Below are 15,532 nucleotides of genomic sequence, written 5' to 3'. Positions count from 1 at the left end.
ACAACAACAGCGGCTGCGAACCGCCGTACCGTGCTCCGCTTCAGCCAGGATTCGACGAAGCGATCCCCAGCCCCGCAATCGCCGCGATCGCATCGGGATCGAAGCCGCCCAGCCGCGCGAAGTGGCGGCCGCGCTCGACGTAGTCACGATAGGGGCCGAAGCTCGGCGCGCCCGGGGACAGCAGGATGACGTCGCCTGTCGCCGGGCGCGTGCCAGCGGCCAGCACAGCCCGCGCCTGCACGATCGCATTGGCAAGGTCGGGCGCTTCGCACAGGGCGAAGTGGCCGGCCTCCGCCAGCGGCACCAACAGCTCATGGATGCGCGGGCCGTTCCGACCCATGGTCACGACCGCCGCCGGTGCATCGTCGCGCATGCGCGCAGCGAAGTCCGACCAGTCCAGCCCGCGATCGTGGCCACCCACCAGCAGCGCCACGCGTCGCCCACCGTAGACATCCAGAGCGGCCAGGGTCGCGTGTGGCGTGGTGCTGATCGAATCATTGACCCAGGTGGCACCATCGCGCTCGCCAAGCACCTGCAGGCGGTGCGGCAGCGGCCGGAACCCGCGCGCCGCCGGCGCCAGCGCCACGGCGTCGTGGCCCAGGGCCTCGATCGCCGCCAGCGCCGCGCACAGGTTGCCGCGGTTGTGGCGTCCGGGCAGCGGCACGTCGCCGGTGTCGAACACCGCTTCGTCGCCGCGGTGGAGCATGTCGCCGCGCAGGTGCCAGCCGTCGTCGCGGCCGTACCAGCGCACTTCGGTCGCGGGATCGAGTGAGCCGCCGAGCGCGGCCAGCCGCGGGTCGGCGGCGTTGAGCACGGCGATGCGCGGACCCGCGCGCGTCACCAGCGCGAGCTTGTCCTCCACGTAGCGGTCTTCGCTGCCGTGCCAGTCCAGGTGCTCGGGGAAGATGTTGGTCACCACCGCCACGTCCGGACGCACGCCGCCGGCCGCCACGTCGCCGGTCTGGTAGCTCGACAGCTCGATGGCCCAGGCGTCGGCATCGCCATCCAGCACCTCCAGCAGCGGCAGGCCGATATTGCCGGCCAGCGCGGTGCGCACGCCGCCGGCGCGCAGCAGGTGCGCCAGCAGCGCCGTGGTGGTGCTCTTGCCCTTGGTGCCGGTGACGCAGGCGACGCCGCGGGCGACTTCGCCGTCCCCTGCCCGCTCGCCGAACCAGAGCGCAGTGCCGCCAATGAACGCCGTGCCTGCGCGGGCGGCCACCAGGGCTTCGGGCCGGTAGGGGCTGATGCCCGGCGACTTCACCACGACTTCGAACGCCGACAGGCGGCCGGCGCTGGCGTCCGTCTCGACTGACAGCAGCCCGTCGCCCAGCGCCTCGGCCGACGCGACTTCGTCAGGTGCGCAGAACAGCGTCAGCGGCTGCGCAGGCAGCCGCCGGCGCAGCGCCTGGTAGGCCGCGCGGCCTTCGCGACCCCAGCCCCAGAGCGCGATGCGCCGGCCTTCAAGCTGCGAAATACGCATGCAGCCGGCTCCAGACCGCGTCAGGGATGCCGTGTTCCGCATCGGCCACCAGCAGCGGCGCGATCTCGAGGTCCTCGCCCGCGAGCTGCGGCTGGATCACGCTGCGGAATCGCGCCACCACTGCGTCCTCGCGCCACTCAGGGCGTGCAGCAAGCGCCGCCATCGCCGCGCGCGACTCGCGCGCCTCGCCCACGCACTCGAAGGGCTTGTGGTCGCGGTATTCCACCAGCGCGTCGTAGCCGGGGATCTGCGCCGGATCGTCCAGCAGGTTGCGGCCGAGGATGCCGACCAGCCGCGGCTTGGGCATGAACGGCGCCAGCGCCAGGAACACGAAGTGGCACTTCGGGCACACCCCGCACCAGCGGCTGGTGGGGCGCTCGCCGAGCAGGTGGAAGTTGCGGTTGCAGCTCGAGAACCAGGCGTCGTAACGATCGCTGCGCGCGAACTGCCGCGCCACCGCCAGCTCCGACAGCGGCCGCAGCAGCGAGTAGTAGCGCAGGTCGGCGGCGACGTGGCGCTGCAGGTGGGCGGCAAAGGCCTGCTCGAAGGCCCAGCCCTTCGACCACTGGTGGTTCACCTCGCCGGTGCCCTCGATCAGGCTGCCGTAGCTGGCCGAGCGCTCGTTGGAGAACACGACCTGGCCGGCACCCAGCAGTACCGCCGCGAAGGCAAGGATCGCGGAGTTGATCGCGGTCACCGGGATATGCCCGTTGTACGCACCCTGCCGGTTGTACTCGAACAGTTCCGGTGCCAGTTGGCGGCCGATGTTGAGCGTCGGCAGGCCGGTGCGTTCGGCGCAGGCGCGGATCAGCTGCGAGCCCCCGATCCAGGACACGGTCTGCTCGATGCCGGCGGCGCGCAGGGCTTCGATGGAGACCAGCGAGTCCTTGCCGCCACCGATGGCCACCAGCGCACGGGTGGACAGGCCGATGTCGCCCGTCGGCGCCCGCGCCGCGTCGGCGGCGTGCGGAAACCGGATGCGCCCGTGCAGGTCAAGCCCGTTGCGATACGCGAACTCGCCCAGGCCGTGCAGGTACACGTCGTCCAGCAAGGCCGCGGTGTCGCCGTCGATGGCATAGCCGTCGATGCGGATGTCGCCAGGCACCGCGGCCTTGTAATAGCTCACGCCTGCGACCAGGTGCAGCAGCCGTAGCGCCCGGGTCGCGGCCTCGGCGCGCGCACCATCCAGCACGAACGGCGCGCCCGGCACGGTCACCGTCTCGACCAGCTCGGGGCCGTCGTCGAAGGCGTAGACCAGGCGCGCGATGCCGGTGGCGGGATCGAAGCCGCAGTCGACGAAGCGGAAACACGCCACCGCCTCGCGCGTGAACACGATGCTCATTCCTTGCTCTCCACGAGCACGCTCTCAGCAGGCAGCGCGCGCAGGTTGTAGGTGTTGGCCATGGCCATGCCATAGGCGCCGGCGTCGGCGACCAGCAGCACGTCGCCGGGCGCGGTGTCGCCCGGCAAGGGCCGGTGGTGGCCGAGCACATCGCCGGATTCGCAGATCGGGCCGACGATGTCGAAGGCGGCCATCTCGCCACCGTCGGGCCGCGACAGGTTGTGGACGTCGTGCCAGGCCTCGTACAACGCCGGGCGCAGCAGCACGTTCATGCCGGCGTCGGCGCCGACGCGGCGGATGCCGCCCTTTTCCACCACCTGGGTGGTGGTCAGCAACAACACGCCCGCTTCCGCGACCAGGAAACGGCCCGGCTCGATCGCCAGGCGGTAGGCCGGATACGCGGCCTTGACCTCCGCCAGGCCGGCGCTCCAGGCATCGAGGTCGAAGGGTTCGTCGTCCTCGCGGTAGGGGATCGGCAGGCCGCCGCCGATGTCGATGGTGTCGATGCTGCCGATGCGGTCGGCGATGCCACCGAGCTCGTCGCAGACCTCGCGCCAGTGGTCGGGCGTGTCGACGCCGCTGCCCAGGTGCGCGTGCAGTCCGGTGACGCGCACGCCAAGTGGACGCGCGGCGGCCAGGAAGTCCTCGACGCGATCGACCTGCAGGCCGAACTTCGATGCCAGGCCACCGGTGCGCACCTTCTCGTGATGCCCTTCCCCGCGGCCGAGGTCGACGCGCAGCCACAGCGCGCGGTCGCGGAACACGTCCGGCCAGCGCTGCAGCGCCTCGACGTTGTCCAGGGTCACGGTCACGCCGCGCTCGAACGCGAGCGCGTATTCCTCGATCGGCGCAAAGCTCGGCGTGAACAGCACGAGCTCCGGATCGAGCCCCGGCAGCACCGAAAACACGTGCTCGATCTCGCCCGCCGACACGCATTCCAACCCGAAGCCCTCGTCCACGATCAGGCGCAGGATGTCCGGGTGCGGGTTGGCCTTGATCGCGTAGAAGCGGCGATCGACCGCGGCCACCGCCTCCAGCTGGCGCGCGCGGGCGCGCACCGTGGCCGGGTCGTAGGCGTAGCGCGGCGTGCCTTGCGCGGCCAGCGCCAGCAACTCCTCGCGACGTGCCTGCCACCACGGCGCCTCGCGTCGCCGCAGCCGGCCTTCGATCTCCCGCCAGCGGGGCCCGAAGACATCGGTGTCGCGCACCGGCATCGCGCCACTGGCGATCAGTTCGTCGTGGATTTCCTGCATGAGGCCCTCGGCGTCGGCTTCGTCGATGACGAAGGTCAGGTTGAGATCGTTGGACGACTGCGAGATCAGGTGCACGCGCTCGCGATCGAAGGTCGCCCAGACATCGGACAGCTTGTGCAGCAGCGAGCGCATGCCGCGCCCGACCAGGGTGATCGCCGCGCAGGGGGCGATCACCTTCAGCCGGCAGCTTTGCGCGAGGTCTTCCGACAGGCGCGCCAGCACGTCGGTGCTGACCAGGTTTTCGCTCGGGTCGAGCGACACGGTGACGTTGGTTTCCGACGAGCCGATCAGGTCGACCGACAGCCCGTGGCGGCGGAAGATCTCGAAGATGTCCGCCAGGAAGCCGACCTGCTGCCACATGCCCATGGTTTCCATCGACACCAGCACCACGCCGTCGCGGCGGCAGATGGCCTTGACCCCGGGCACGGTGTCGGCGCCGCCGTCGATGCGCGTGCCGGGAAGCTCCGGGCGCGCCGTGTCCAGGATCGCGATCGGCACGCCGGCATCGCGACAGGGCTTGATCGCGCGCGCATGCAACACCTTGGCGCCGGTCGTACAGATTTCCTGCGCCTCGGCATAGTCCAGGCGCGTGAGCAGGCGGGCGTCCGGCACCTCGCGCGGATTGGCACTGAACATGCCCGGCACGTCGGTCCAGATCTCGACCCGCCGCGCGCCCAGTAACGCGCCGAAGTGCGCCGCCGAAGTGTCCGATCCGCCGCGGCCCAGGATCGCCGTGCCGCCGTCTTCGTGGCGGGCGATGAAGCCCTGCGTGAGGATCATGGCGCCCGGCTGTGCGTCGAAGCGCGCGCGCCAGCCGGTGTCGGCGTCGCGGCGGCAGGCCACGGACAGCCGCCGCGCCCAGTCGTTCTGGTTGGGCAGCGACACCGCCTGCAGGCAGTCCCGCGCATCGCACCAGCCGAAGTCGAGACCACGGCTGCGCAGGTAGGCGGCGCCGAGCGTCGACGACAGCAACTCGCCCTGGGCCAGCACTTCGGCCTGCCAGTCCAGCGGCCGCGTGCGCGCGCGAGGCTCGGCGACCAAGGTGCGCAGCGCGTCCAGGCGGCCGCCGAGCACGGCGTCCGGGTCGAGCCCAAGGGCGATGGCGAAGCCGACATGCCGTTCCACCAGCGCCTGCACCCGCGCCTGCGTGTCGGGCGCGCCGTCGGCGATCGCAGTGAGTTCATTGGTGACGCCCGACAGCGCGGACACCACCACCAGCACGCGGTCGCCGTCCGCCGCGCGCGACGCGGCCAGCTGGCCGATGGTGTCCCAGCGCTCGCGGCGCGACACCGAAGTGCCGCCGAACTTGAGCACGATCCAGCGGTCGGGTTGGGGAATGGTGGGCATCGGCGGCCGGTGTTCCGGCGGAGCGGGCAAGGCCTGCGATTCTAGCGCCGCAGGCGGCCCGGCACCCCGGGCCGCAAGCATCGACCGCCATTGGCCACGGCTACACTGGCGCGCCCCGCGTTGGAGCTCCCTCGATGCCCGCCTGCCCCTACGTCCAGCTCGATGTCTTCGCCGACCGCCCCGGTGCGGGCAATCCGCTGGCCGTCGTCCCCGATGCCACCGGCCTGAACGACGCCACGATGCAGGCCATCGCGCGCTGGACGCGGCTGCCGGAAACCACCTTCGTCTTTCCCGCGCCCACGCCGACCGCGGACTACGCGGTGCGGATCTTCAGTCCGCGCCGCGAAGTGCCCTTCGCCGGCCATCCCAGCGTCGGCACCGCGCACGTGCTGCTCGACCGCGGACTGGTCACGCCGCGCGACGGCCTGCTGGTCCAGTCCTGCGCGGTGGGCGAGCTGCCGCTGCGCGTGGACGGCGAAGGCGCAAAACGCACGGTCGCGGTGCGCACGCCGCGCGCAAGCGTGGTCGAAGTCGCCGATGCCGCGGATGCGAGGCTTCGCGACGCGCTCGCCGGACTTGCCACCGGCGCGCTGCCGCCGGTGCTGATGGACGGCGGCCGCCGCTGGTGGCTGGCCGAACTGCGCGACGAGGCTGAGCTGCGCTCCGCGACGCCCGACTGGGCGGCGATCACCGCGCTCGCCGAAGCCACCGGCACCATGGGCCTGTGCGTGTTCGCGCGCAGCGAGGACCCGGTCTATTACCTTGCGGTGCGCGCCTGGGTGGGATCACCCGCGCCGTTTGAAGACGTCGCTTCCGGTGCCGCCAACGCCACGCTTGCGGCCTGGCTTGCGGAACGCGACGCCCTCCCCGGCGACACCGGCTTCTACCGCATCAGCCAGGGCCGCGAAGTCGGCCACGACGCCATCATCGAACTGCGCGTGGACGAGGAAGGCGAAGTCTGGTCCGGCGGCCGTGCGCGCAGCGTCGTCAGCGGCACGATCGACTGGAGCTGATCCGCACTCTGTTGTGGGAGCCGCTACAGCGGCGATCGCTCTGCCATTGATCGATCGCGGCTATAGCCGCTCCCACAGTGGCAATCAGATCGATCGCGCTGTAGCCGCTCCCACAGTGGCGATCAATCAGCCTCGAACACAGGCTGCCCATCGACCCAAGTCGAGCGCACCGTGAGCTCGTCGAGCTCGTTGCCCGGAATCGCCAGCGGGTCCTGCCCAAGGATCACGAAGTCCGCGCGCAGCCCCGGCGCTAGGCGTCCGATCTCGTCTTCGTCGAATGCCGCCCACGCCGCGCCCGCGGTGAAGCCGTGCAGCGCTTCGGCCGCGGTCAGCACCTGCCCGGGCAGCCAGCCGCCCGGCGGATGGCCATGGACGTCCTGCCGCGTCACCGCCGCAAGCAGGCCCAGCCGCGGATCGGCGAACTCCACGGGGAAATCAGACCCAAGGGCCAAAGGCACGCCGGCCTCGACGAAGCTGCGCCAGGCGTACGCGCCCGCAAGCCGCGCCTCGCCCAGCCGCGCGCCCGCCCAGGGCATGTCGGAGGTCGCATGCGTCGGCTGCATCGACGCCACCAGCTTCAGCCCGCTGAAGCGCGCGATGTCGCCGGGCGCCATCACCTGCGCGTGCTCGACCCGCCAGCGGTGGTCGCCGGACGCATCGTCGCCCAGCACCCGCTTGTAAGTGTCGATCACAATGCGGTTGCCGCGATCGCCGATGGCGTGGGTGGCCACCTGGAGCCCGCACTCGTGCGCGCGGCGCACCGCGGCTTCAAACGCGTCCTCGTCCTGTATCAGCAGCCCGCGATTGCCAGGATCGTCGCTGTAGTCCTCGATCAACGCCGCGCCGCGGCTGCCCAGGGCGCCGTCGATCATCAGCTTCACGCCGCGCATGTCGAGGCGGCCGGAGTCGTGGTGGTAGGCGCCGTCGCGGCACAGCGACTCGATCGCGCCGGCGCCGCGGGAGGCGTAGGCGCGCACGCGCAGGCTCAGCGCGCCGCGGTCTGCGAAGCGGTTCATCAGCGCGAGATCCGCGTCGGAGGTGCCCATGTCATGCACGCCGGTCAAACCGAGGCTGGCGACATGCTGCAGGGCACGCTCGAACGCCCGGTCCTGCCACTCCTCGCCGGGCGCGGGCGCCGCGGCGTAGACCAGGCTCGAAGCGGTATCGATGAAGACGCCGGTGGGCTTGCCATCCTCGCGCAGTACCAGGCCGCCATCGGGCTGCCAGTCGCCGGACAGGTCGCGGTCGGCGGCGCGCATCGCCGCGCTGTTGGCCCAGGTGGCGTGGCCGTCGATGCGTTCGAGCACCACCGGGCGCTCCGGGAACGCGGCATCGAGCACGGCGGCGGTGGGGAACGCGGTCTCCGGCCAGAGATTCTGGTCCCAGCCACGGCCCATCAGCCAGGCATCAGCAGGCATGTCCTTCGCGAATGCCTGCAGGCGCTCGACGATCTCGGCGGTGCTGCGCGCGCCCACCAGGTCGGCCTGCATGAGGGCGTGGCCAAGACCGACCAGATGGGCGTGGGCGTCGATCAGGCCGGGGACCACGGTGGCGTCGCCGGCGTCGATGCGCTCGGCATCGGGGTAGCGCGCGGCAAGTTCGGCGGCGTCGCCCACGGCAATGATCCGGCCCTCGGCATCCCAGGCCATCGCGGTCGCGACCGGCATCGCGGCGTCGGACGTGTGGATCCGCGCCGCGGTCAGCAGGCGCTCGCCATCAGCGGCATGGGCTGTCGCGGCAAGCGCGAGCAGCAGGCCCGCGGCGACGGGGGCGATGGGAACGTTGACGAGACGACGCATGCGGCGGGCTCCCTGGATGGACCGCGCCGACTATGTCGGTGATCACGCGGCAGGGCAATGACGCTCCGCAGCACGCCGCTGGTGCGGCCTCGCCGCCGCCTACTCCGGCCGCACGTCCACGCGCACCCGGATGGTGTCGCCGGGGTGGTAATCGGTGCGGGTGGTGTAGCGGCGGCCGCCGTATTCGTAGGTCACGTCGTACTCGGTCACGCCACCGTAGCCGTCATCGGGGTACCGGCCCGAGGCATGACGGTCCGGCACCGGATCGCAGACGGTCACGCGGCCATGGCGGTCGACGCGGTCGCGCTGGCTGGCGTCGTAGATCTCGCGTCCGGCGATGCCGCCCACCATGGTCCCGATCGCCGACGTGGCGTAACGGCCCGAGCCGCCGCCGACCTTGCTGCCCAGCACCGCGCCGACCACGCCGCCCACCACGGTCGCGACCATGCGCCGGTTCTCGTCGTCGCGGCGATAGCGATCGCCGTCATGGCCGTCGTAGCCGTCCTGGCGGTACGTGTCGCGGCCATACGCGTCGCGCGCGTACCCGTCGTCCCCGTACGAACCGTAGTCGCGATAGTCATCGCTTCCGTACCCGCCGGTGTAATGATCCTCCCGCGTGTAACAGCGCAGCTGCGACGCCGGGTAGCCGCGGGCGCCGTCAAAAACAGGGTCGACGCGCACCACGCGCGCAAGGTCTTAGCCGCCATCGTCGGGGATGCCCGGGCCATTGAGGTTGGCCTGGGGATAGGCAGGCCCGTAGGGCGACTGCGTGGATGCGCAGCCACTGGCAGCGACGAGGGCGATGGCAAGGACGGCGGCACGACGCATGGCAGGCTCCGCGCGCCACCCTGACGCTCGAACGCAACGCTAGGATGTTGGCGTTGACGCGCGGCTGAATCCACACGAGCGCAGCGCCGCGGCGGGAGTCACGTTCATCGCGCCGACAGTAACTGCCCGGCGCTGTGGGACTCAGCCCAGGAGTTCGGCCTCAAGCGTGATCGGCACCGCCGACAGCGCCTTCGAGACCGGGCAGTTCTTTTTGGCGTCGTCAGCGATCGAGCGGAACTTCGCCTCGTCGATCCCGGGCACCTTCGCCTTGGTGAAAAGCCGGATCGCGCTCAGCGTCGGCCCGCCCTCCATCGACAGGTCGACCTCCGCGCGCGAGTCCAGCGAATCCGCCGGATGCCCGGCTTCGGCCAGGGCGTTGGCCAGCGCCATCGTGAAGCAGCCGGCATGCGCGGCGGCGATCAGCTCCTCGGGGTTGGTGCCCTTCTCGTCGCCGAACCGGCTGTTGAAGCCGTAGCGGGTGTCCTGCATCAATCCGCTGGCGGGCGTGCTGATGCTGCCGCGGCCGGACTTCAGGTCGCCTTCCCAGTGTGCGGTGGCCTTGCGTGAAATGCCCATGTCGGATGCTCCGTGAGTGTGCGATCCATTACGGTAGCCGTGGGGTCGTTACGTTGGTGTTCGATTAGCCGCGCGGACCTCGCAGGCAGCCCAAGAGATCGCGTCGGACTCGATCGCACATGTGAATCAGCTTCCCATCTTCGATTCACCATCAAATGCGCAGCTATTCTTCTGAATCACCAGATTTGGCCGAGGGTGAACTGCTTGCGATCTTCCCCCGCCCGTCGTAATTGACGGACGAGGCTCCAGCTAATCCCCGCAACCCAAAGAGGAATAGACCGGTCCCAAAAAGCTGGGCAATCAAACGAGCTGGGCGCAGTTGAGTGTCCCGTGACGCGATTCCGCTGACGTAATCCTGTGATCGTCCCTCGGCAATGGCTTTTTGGGCAAGCATCCTTGTTGCGCCCATGCCGAACATGACCGTTCCGGTAAACAAGGCATAGATGGCAGTCAGCGCCATAACTCGTAGCCACCGCCGCTTCGCGAAACAGATAACGATACCAAGCAAAATCAGCAGGCTCGTGGCTAGAGAGATAATCGTGATTTCACTCATGATCAGGGACACCCGCAACTGACAAGGCGGTTGGCGAGCTCATTCTGAGCCCTTTTCGCCCCTGCGAGAATATCGTCTCGGCTGCCATCATTATCAAAGTTAAAAGGGGTCACTTGAGCGCCGGCGGAAAGAAGTGATGCCGCAGTATCTTCTGCTTGATACCTGACCCCTCCCCAGAGCACGGCCGCAAGACCTCTCACGCCTCCGTAATGCCATCCAGCGTAACCGGCAGCATAGTTCCCAAACTGCGCTCCCGTCATGGTCCTTCCATCATAACTAAATGTAGGATTGCCGGCACGCATTTCGTAGTCGTGAGCGCCGATATTTCCGGCGTTTCGACCAGTGTGGTTCTGAATAGCTTGCCTCGCAGCCGAGACCGGACTTCCAGTACTCATTTGACTGCGAATAGAGTTGAGAATTTCCCGTGTTTCGCAGACTGAATGTGCTTGCAACCCCCACGGGTCGATACGACTGACTGGGTTACCTGCGACATAGGCGTAGGTGTTCAATCCCTTGCTGGAATTTCGACTCTTGCCTACGGCTCTCTAATCTTTGTTCTTGTTTTGAGCAAGTAGTTGTCTTGCCAGCCAAACAGAGCCGACTGCTAGCAGTGCCATTAGAAACATGGCCGCGAACGCTCCGGGAACACCAAATGGCGACCTTGATTCAGGTGGAGGAAGCCATGTGTATATGGCCGTGCCGAGAACTGCGAAGGTGTAGCTCAACGCAGCTATTTGCAGAGAAGCGACGCTTGATCTTAGCGTGCCTATCAGTATCCATATTCCAATCGCTGACAGTAGTGCGCCAACCGCCAGGCCTCCATTAAACATGGATCGCGTTCCTGCCGCGATCCAGCTAGCAGCGAATGCGAGATTAAAAGTCACCACCGCCAAAGAAATGATCTTTGGGCGTGGAAGTTCAGAAATTATCATTTTCCGCACCCGCAATCAGGATCTGATTGTGGCTTATCTACGTTTCCGTCTCGCAGTCCAGCCCATCCCGCATGAATCGCTTGAACCGTGGGGGGCGAATGTGGGTTGGCATTTGTGAGCCCATTAAAAGCCTGATATGCCGGCACAGCCCAAAACATCGAACCCGCAGTTCCAACCCTGCCAGCCCATCGATTTGCGCCTTCGTCTACAGCCACATAGGCAGCCAGATAGTTCTCGGCATTCCTAAGGCTGTTACCTGTATCGGTCCGGGCCTCCCAACCCCTCGCCATCCGATCAGCTTGCGCTGCACCGAGAGCCCCTTCGATCGACCCGGCCTTAGCAACGTAATCCAAGGCTTTGCAATATCCCGCAAATCTTTCGAGTCCGAGCGGATCAAAGTAGTTAACCGGATTCCCCCCGACATAGGCGTATGTGTTCGTTCCGCCCCCCAATCCAATGGGGTCACTTTCCAGATACCGTCCCGTTCGCGGATTGTACGTCCGATTGACGTTGTACCAGAGCCCGGTTTCCCCGTCGTAGTACTGCCCCGGAAAACCCAGGTTCAGCCCCCCGAGACTGTCCAGCGTCACGGTCCGGTCGAACGCATGGTTGCTCGCCCGCCATACCACCGCCTTGGCGCTGTTGGTCACGATCTCCGGGCGTCCCAGGTGATCGGTGTGGATCATGCTCACCTGGCTGCCCTTGATCCTGGCCACCGGCGTGCCGCCTAGCCACACGTAGTGCGTCCAGCTGCCTTGGTGTTCGCCGAGCAGCTGCCCGCCCGGGCCATAGCTGAACCACTGGTTCGCGCCCGCGCCGACCTTCTTGTGCACTCTCTGGCCAAGCGCATTGATCGCGTAAATCGTGGTCACCCCCGCCTTGCTCGCCGTCGCCAGGCGGTTGAAGGTGTTGTACGTATAGGCCGCGCCCTCGCCGCTCAGGGTGTTGCCGTTGACATCGTAGGCATAGCTGGTGGCCCGCTGCCCGGCGATGGCGCCAAGCCGGTTGCTCGACGCGGGCGTGCTGTAGAGATCCGTGGCGCCGCCCCAGGTGTGGCTGGAGCGGTTGCCGTTGATGTCCCATGCAAGGTTCTGGTTCGCGCCGCTCGCCGTGGCCGTGGTGAGGCGTGAGAGGGCGTCGTAGCCATAGTCCTGGGTCAGCGTTGGATTCACGTGGTTGGTGATCTTGCTGATTTCGTCGTGCCCGGTGTATTGATAACCGAGACGTTGCAGATAGGCGCTGCCGTTCCGGGTATTCAGCTCGGTCACGCGGCCGTCAACGTCGTAGCTGATCTCGCGCCTCAAACCGTTGCCCCAGCTCCATGCGACCGCGGGGCCAAACGGCTGGTGGCGCAGCCCGGTGATCACGTTGTGGGATGTGCCACCGACGGTGGCCGTGATCGTGCGCAGCCGTCCGCTCACATAGCCGTACCCGACGCCCACGCCGCCGGGGTAGCCTATCCCCGTCAGCCGGCCAAGGGTGTCGTACGTGTACGCATGGGCGGCTGCGCCGCCGGCGGGCATCGCGCTGCTCTGGCCGGCCAGCCGCCCCTGCGGGGTGTACGTGTAGTTGACGCTTCCGGTCGGGTCGACGACCTGACAGAGCCGCCCCTTGCCGTGCGTGCATGCATCGTAGGCGAGGGTCTGGACCTGCCCGCCCGCCGTGATCGACACGGGACGCCCCAGACCGTCATAGGCAAAGCTGGTGGTGGCCGCGGAGTGCCGGGTCATCTTGGTACGCAGCCCGCCGGCGTTGTACTCGAAGGCCGTGGTCCCGGTATCCGGGCTCGCCTGCGACCACAGCTGGCCAAAGCCGTCGTAGACGTACGACGTGGCGTTGCCGCGCGGGTCGACGACGCTGGTCAACCGGCCGATGCGGTCGTACTGGAAGTTGATGATCCGGTTCAGCGGCCCCACCGACTGGACGACATTCTGCTGCCGGTCATAGGTGAGCGTGGTCACGCGATCAAGCGAATCGGTCATCGTCTTGACGTTGCCATTGGCGTCGTATGTATAACGGACGTCCTGGCCACTCGTACCCTTCACGGCACGAACGAAGCCTGAGGGATCGTATTCGATGAACTGCCGGTAAGTGATCTCGCTTCTAACGACTACCTGGCCGGACCCCGGGTCGGGATCGATGCCGCAGATCGGGTTCGGAATGCACACCAGTTCGTTCCATCGCCTTTCGTTCACGTACTGGATCGGCTCGCCGAACAGGTTGTAATTGATTCCCCCCAATTCGGTCACCAGTCCATCGGTGCTGTTCAATATCTCCCCTGGTTCGGCCGGGCGCGTGGTGGAGACCCACGCCAGTCTTCCGTGCTGGGCGTAGCCATACGTGTAGACCTTTCCATCCGGGTGCGTGACCTTCTTCGGTTGGCCATGCGAATTGTTCTCATGGATGGTGGTGGCCGTGGTGCCGTTGATGTGGTCCTTGCGCGTCAGGAGACTCCCGCGGGCGTCGTACGTGAAGTCCGTGATGGCGCCATTCGCATTCACCACCCGGCCCGGGATGCCGAGCGCGCTGTAGTTCGAATAGGTCGTCGTGTGATTCAGGCTGTTCCTGACCGAAGTCGGATTGCCAGCCGTGTCGAAGGTGTAGACGATCGCATCCGCTGACCCTGCGACCGGGCCGTCGATGGTGGCCGTGGCGACGAGCCTGCTCGGGTGGACGGTGTAATCGTAGGAAGTGACCTGCGTGCTGTCGGGGATCCCGTGCGAACTCCGGTTCTTCACTGCGACCGACTGCAGCAGATGGCGCCGCGGATCCGCGTCGGGATAATAGGAGTAGCTTGTCTCGGAAATCGGCTCGGCGACCGACGCGCCGAAGACCTTGACCTTGAGCAGCCGGTCCGGGTTGACGGGATCCCACTCGTACTGCGTCACCTGGCGCTGATCGGTCTCGCCAGCGGGGCCGATGCCGGCGATCTTCTGGATGAGCCGGTCACTGGCGTTGTAGCTGTACTGAGTTTTCACGTCGTAGGCATCGAGCTCGAAGTCCACGTTTCCGTGGATGTCAAAGCTGGTGTAGCGCTGCCACCCGGCGGGGCACGCGCCGCTGGCCGGGCGCTCGATGCCGATGATGCGCCTGCTGCCGTCGAGTTCGTTGACGAGATACTTGGTGGTCTGCCCCAGTGCATTGCCGACGCTGACGTGGTCCGGCCCGTAGGTGAACGAGCTGCTGTCGAAATCGCCATTGCCGAGCCCGGACTTCTTGACGCGGCCATCGGGGTGGTAGCTGTAGCGGCTGTATCGCACACCATCGACGGTGATGCCGGTCACCCTACCGAGAAGCGCCGCGTCTTCGTAATGGTAGGTTCGCGTGCCAAGGCTGTCTGGATACGTGACGCTGCTCAGGTGCACGCCGGCGTAACCGTAAGTGTACGTCTTGCCGTTCGGGGCCGTGACCGTGTTCACGCGGTTGCCGGACCAGGTGAAACCCATGCTCCGTCCGGAAGAATGCGTGACCGAACTCAGCCGATTGCTGCTGTACGCATACTGGTTGCCAACGCCCCGCGCATCGAGGATCGAAACGGCCTGTCCGTGTGCGTTGTAGGTCTCGATGCCACCATCGGCATTGGTCAGCACCCAGCTGGTGCCGGACTTGCCGAGGGTTGCGCCGTCCTCATTGCTCCATATGCCTGCGCCCGCAGGGTCGAACTTGCGGCCCGCGCCCGGGCCATAACGGACCATGATCGAAAGCAGATTGCCGCTCGCGCTGCAGGCCATGGGCCCGCCCAGCCACCCCTGGCAGGTCTGCCCCGCATATTCGAACGCGAGCGAGTACTCGATTGTCGACGCCCATTTGGCACCGAAGATGCCCGTACCGCTCCGCGTGCTCCGGTAGGTGCGCAGCATCGACAGCGTGCTTCCGGGTTGGCCTGACGCGAAATCAAGTTCGTTCAGCAGCTTGACGCCGGTGGCAATATCGACCGGGTGCGCAGTGGTGCCTGCGGCAGGCGTCCCACTGCTCCCGCAGGGATCCTCGTTGGAATCGTCGGCGCCGACAGCGGCGACCGGGCCTAACGCGCTCGGATTGAACCCGAAACCTCCGAAACTCAGCGAAATGTTGATACTGATGGGTACAAAGGGAACGCCCCGGACCGTGACACGTTCCAGATCGTGCGGGGGCTTCTCGGGTTCCTCATCGAAGAAGGCACCGGCCGTTGGCGCAAAGCAGGTCAGCAGGCAGGCCGCGAGTGCGAATGAAGCCGGTCGGCGGCCCCTGGAGCGCGCGCGATCATCCATGGGACCAACCCTGCATGCGTTACCCGACATTTCCCATCCCCTGGAGCCAGCGTGCTGCCTGGCTGATTAGCCCTCAGAAATTGCCAGACTAAGTGCGACAAATCCAGCGCCCCGAAAAGGAGAGGTGAGCTGGCAGACTGGAAGGGACTCTTATCCGGC

10 protein-coding genes are annotated in these 15,532 nt (G+C 67.2%); 1 reads left to right on the top strand and 9 read right to left on the bottom strand.

Translation table 11 applies throughout. From position 1 onward, the window contains the following. Positions 1 to 40 precede the first annotated feature (40 nt). From murD to ACW5F0_RS12815, 3 genes are read right to left on the bottom strand one after another with little or no spacing between them, the layout of a single operon-like run. Positions 41 to 1,480: a UDP-N-acetylmuramoyl-L-alanine--D-glutamate ligase gene (gene murD, locus ACW5F0_RS12825; protein WP_456999880.1), complete on the bottom strand. Its 1,440-nt coding sequence runs from the start codon at positions 1,478 to 1,480 to the stop codon at positions 41 to 43. Further along, positions 1,461 to 2,822, bottom strand: coding sequence for a UDP-N-acetyl-alpha-D-muramoyl-L-alanyl-L-glutamate epimerase (gene murL, locus ACW5F0_RS12820; protein WP_456999879.1), 1,362 nt, complete (start codon positions 2,820 to 2,822; stop codon positions 1,461 to 1,463). Before murL ends, murD begins: the two co-directional genes overlap by 20 nt. Then, a complete protein-coding gene (locus ACW5F0_RS12815) occupies positions 2,819 to 5,422 on the bottom strand; it encodes a bifunctional aspartate kinase/diaminopimelate decarboxylase (protein WP_456999878.1) in 2,604 nt (867 codons plus the stop codon). The genes murL and ACW5F0_RS12815 overlap by 4 nt, the downstream gene beginning before the upstream one ends. Before the next feature lie 134 nt (positions 5,423 to 5,556). On the opposite strand from ACW5F0_RS12815, the gene ACW5F0_RS12810 reads away from it, so the two are divergent. Beyond that, positions 5,557 to 6,435: a PhzF family phenazine biosynthesis protein gene (locus tag ACW5F0_RS12810; protein ID WP_456999877.1), complete on the top strand. Its 879-nt coding sequence runs from the start codon at positions 5,557 to 5,559 to the stop codon at positions 6,433 to 6,435. 122 nt (positions 6,436 to 6,557) lie between these two features. Here ACW5F0_RS12810 and ACW5F0_RS12805 read toward each other — a convergent pair whose 3' ends face one another. The 6 genes from ACW5F0_RS12805 to ACW5F0_RS12780 form a co-directional block, all read right to left on the bottom strand. Continuing rightward, positions 6,558 to 8,234: an amidohydrolase gene (locus ACW5F0_RS12805; protein WP_456999876.1), complete on the bottom strand. Its 1,677-nt coding sequence runs from the start codon at positions 8,232 to 8,234 to the stop codon at positions 6,558 to 6,560. Positions 8,235 to 8,333: 99 nt separating this feature from the next. Next, a complete protein-coding gene (locus tag ACW5F0_RS12800; RefSeq protein ID WP_456999875.1) occupies positions 8,334 to 8,918 on the bottom strand; it encodes a glycine zipper 2TM domain-containing protein in 585 nt (194 codons plus the stop codon). A 12-nt stretch (positions 8,919 to 8,930) separates the two neighbouring features. Next, positions 8,931 to 9,062 carry a hypothetical protein gene (locus ACW5F0_RS12795; protein WP_456963867.1) on the bottom strand — a complete coding sequence of 44 codons (132 nt, stop codon included), beginning with the start codon at positions 9,060 to 9,062 and terminating at the stop codon, positions 8,931 to 8,933. A gap of 141 nt (positions 9,063 to 9,203) precedes the next feature. Then, a complete protein-coding gene (locus ACW5F0_RS12790; RefSeq protein ID WP_456963866.1) occupies positions 9,204 to 9,638 on the bottom strand; it encodes an OsmC family protein in 435 nt (144 codons plus the stop codon). Between the two features lie 163 nt (positions 9,639 to 9,801). Beyond that, positions 9,802 to 10,191 carry a hypothetical protein gene (locus ACW5F0_RS12785; RefSeq protein WP_456963865.1) on the bottom strand — a complete coding sequence of 130 codons (390 nt, stop codon included), beginning with the start codon at positions 10,189 to 10,191 and terminating at the stop codon, positions 9,802 to 9,804. A 928-nt stretch (positions 10,192 to 11,119) separates the two neighbouring features. Next, positions 11,120 to 15,373 (bottom strand): RHS repeat-associated core domain-containing protein, encoded by a 4,254-nt coding sequence (locus ACW5F0_RS12780; RefSeq protein ID WP_456963864.1) that lies wholly within the window; start codon positions 15,371 to 15,373, stop codon positions 11,120 to 11,122. Positions 15,374 to 15,532 lie beyond the last annotated feature (159 nt).

Source organism: Luteimonas sp. A534, from assembly GCF_054072805.1.
Note: the sequence above shows the minus strand (reverse complement) of the source record. Positions and strands in the feature narration are given on the sequence as shown.

Coding starts and splice junctions, on each gene's coding strand:
- murD (WP_456999880.1), bottom strand. CDS start 1,480: ATGCGTATTTCGCAGCTTGAAGGCCGGCGCATCGCGCTCTGGGGCTGG.
- murL (WP_456999879.1), bottom strand. CDS start 2,822: ATGAGCATCGTGTTCACGCGCGAGGCGGTGGCGTGTTTCCGCTTCGTC.
- ACW5F0_RS12815 (WP_456999878.1), bottom strand. CDS start 5,422: ATGCCCACCATTCCCCAACCCGACCGCTGGATCGTGCTCAAGTTCGGC.
- ACW5F0_RS12810 (WP_456999877.1), top strand. CDS start 5,557: ATGCCCGCCTGCCCCTACGTCCAGCTCGATGTCTTCGCCGACCGCCCC.
- ACW5F0_RS12805 (WP_456999876.1), bottom strand. CDS start 8,234: ATGCGTCGTCTCGTCAACGTTCCCATCGCCCCCGTCGCCGCGGGCCTG.
- ACW5F0_RS12795 (WP_456963867.1), bottom strand. CDS start 9,062: ATGCGTCGTGCCGCCGTCCTTGCCATCGCCCTCGTCGCTGCCAGTGGC.
- ACW5F0_RS12790 (WP_456963866.1), bottom strand. CDS start 9,638: ATGGGCATTTCACGCAAGGCCACCGCACACTGGGAAGGCGACCTGAAG.
- ACW5F0_RS12785 (WP_456963865.1), bottom strand. CDS start 10,191: ATGAGTGAAATCACGATTATCTCTCTAGCCACGAGCCTGCTGATTTTG.
- ACW5F0_RS12780 (WP_456963864.1), bottom strand. CDS start 15,373: ATGGATGATCGCGCGCGCTCCAGGGGCCGCCGACCGGCTTCATTCGCA.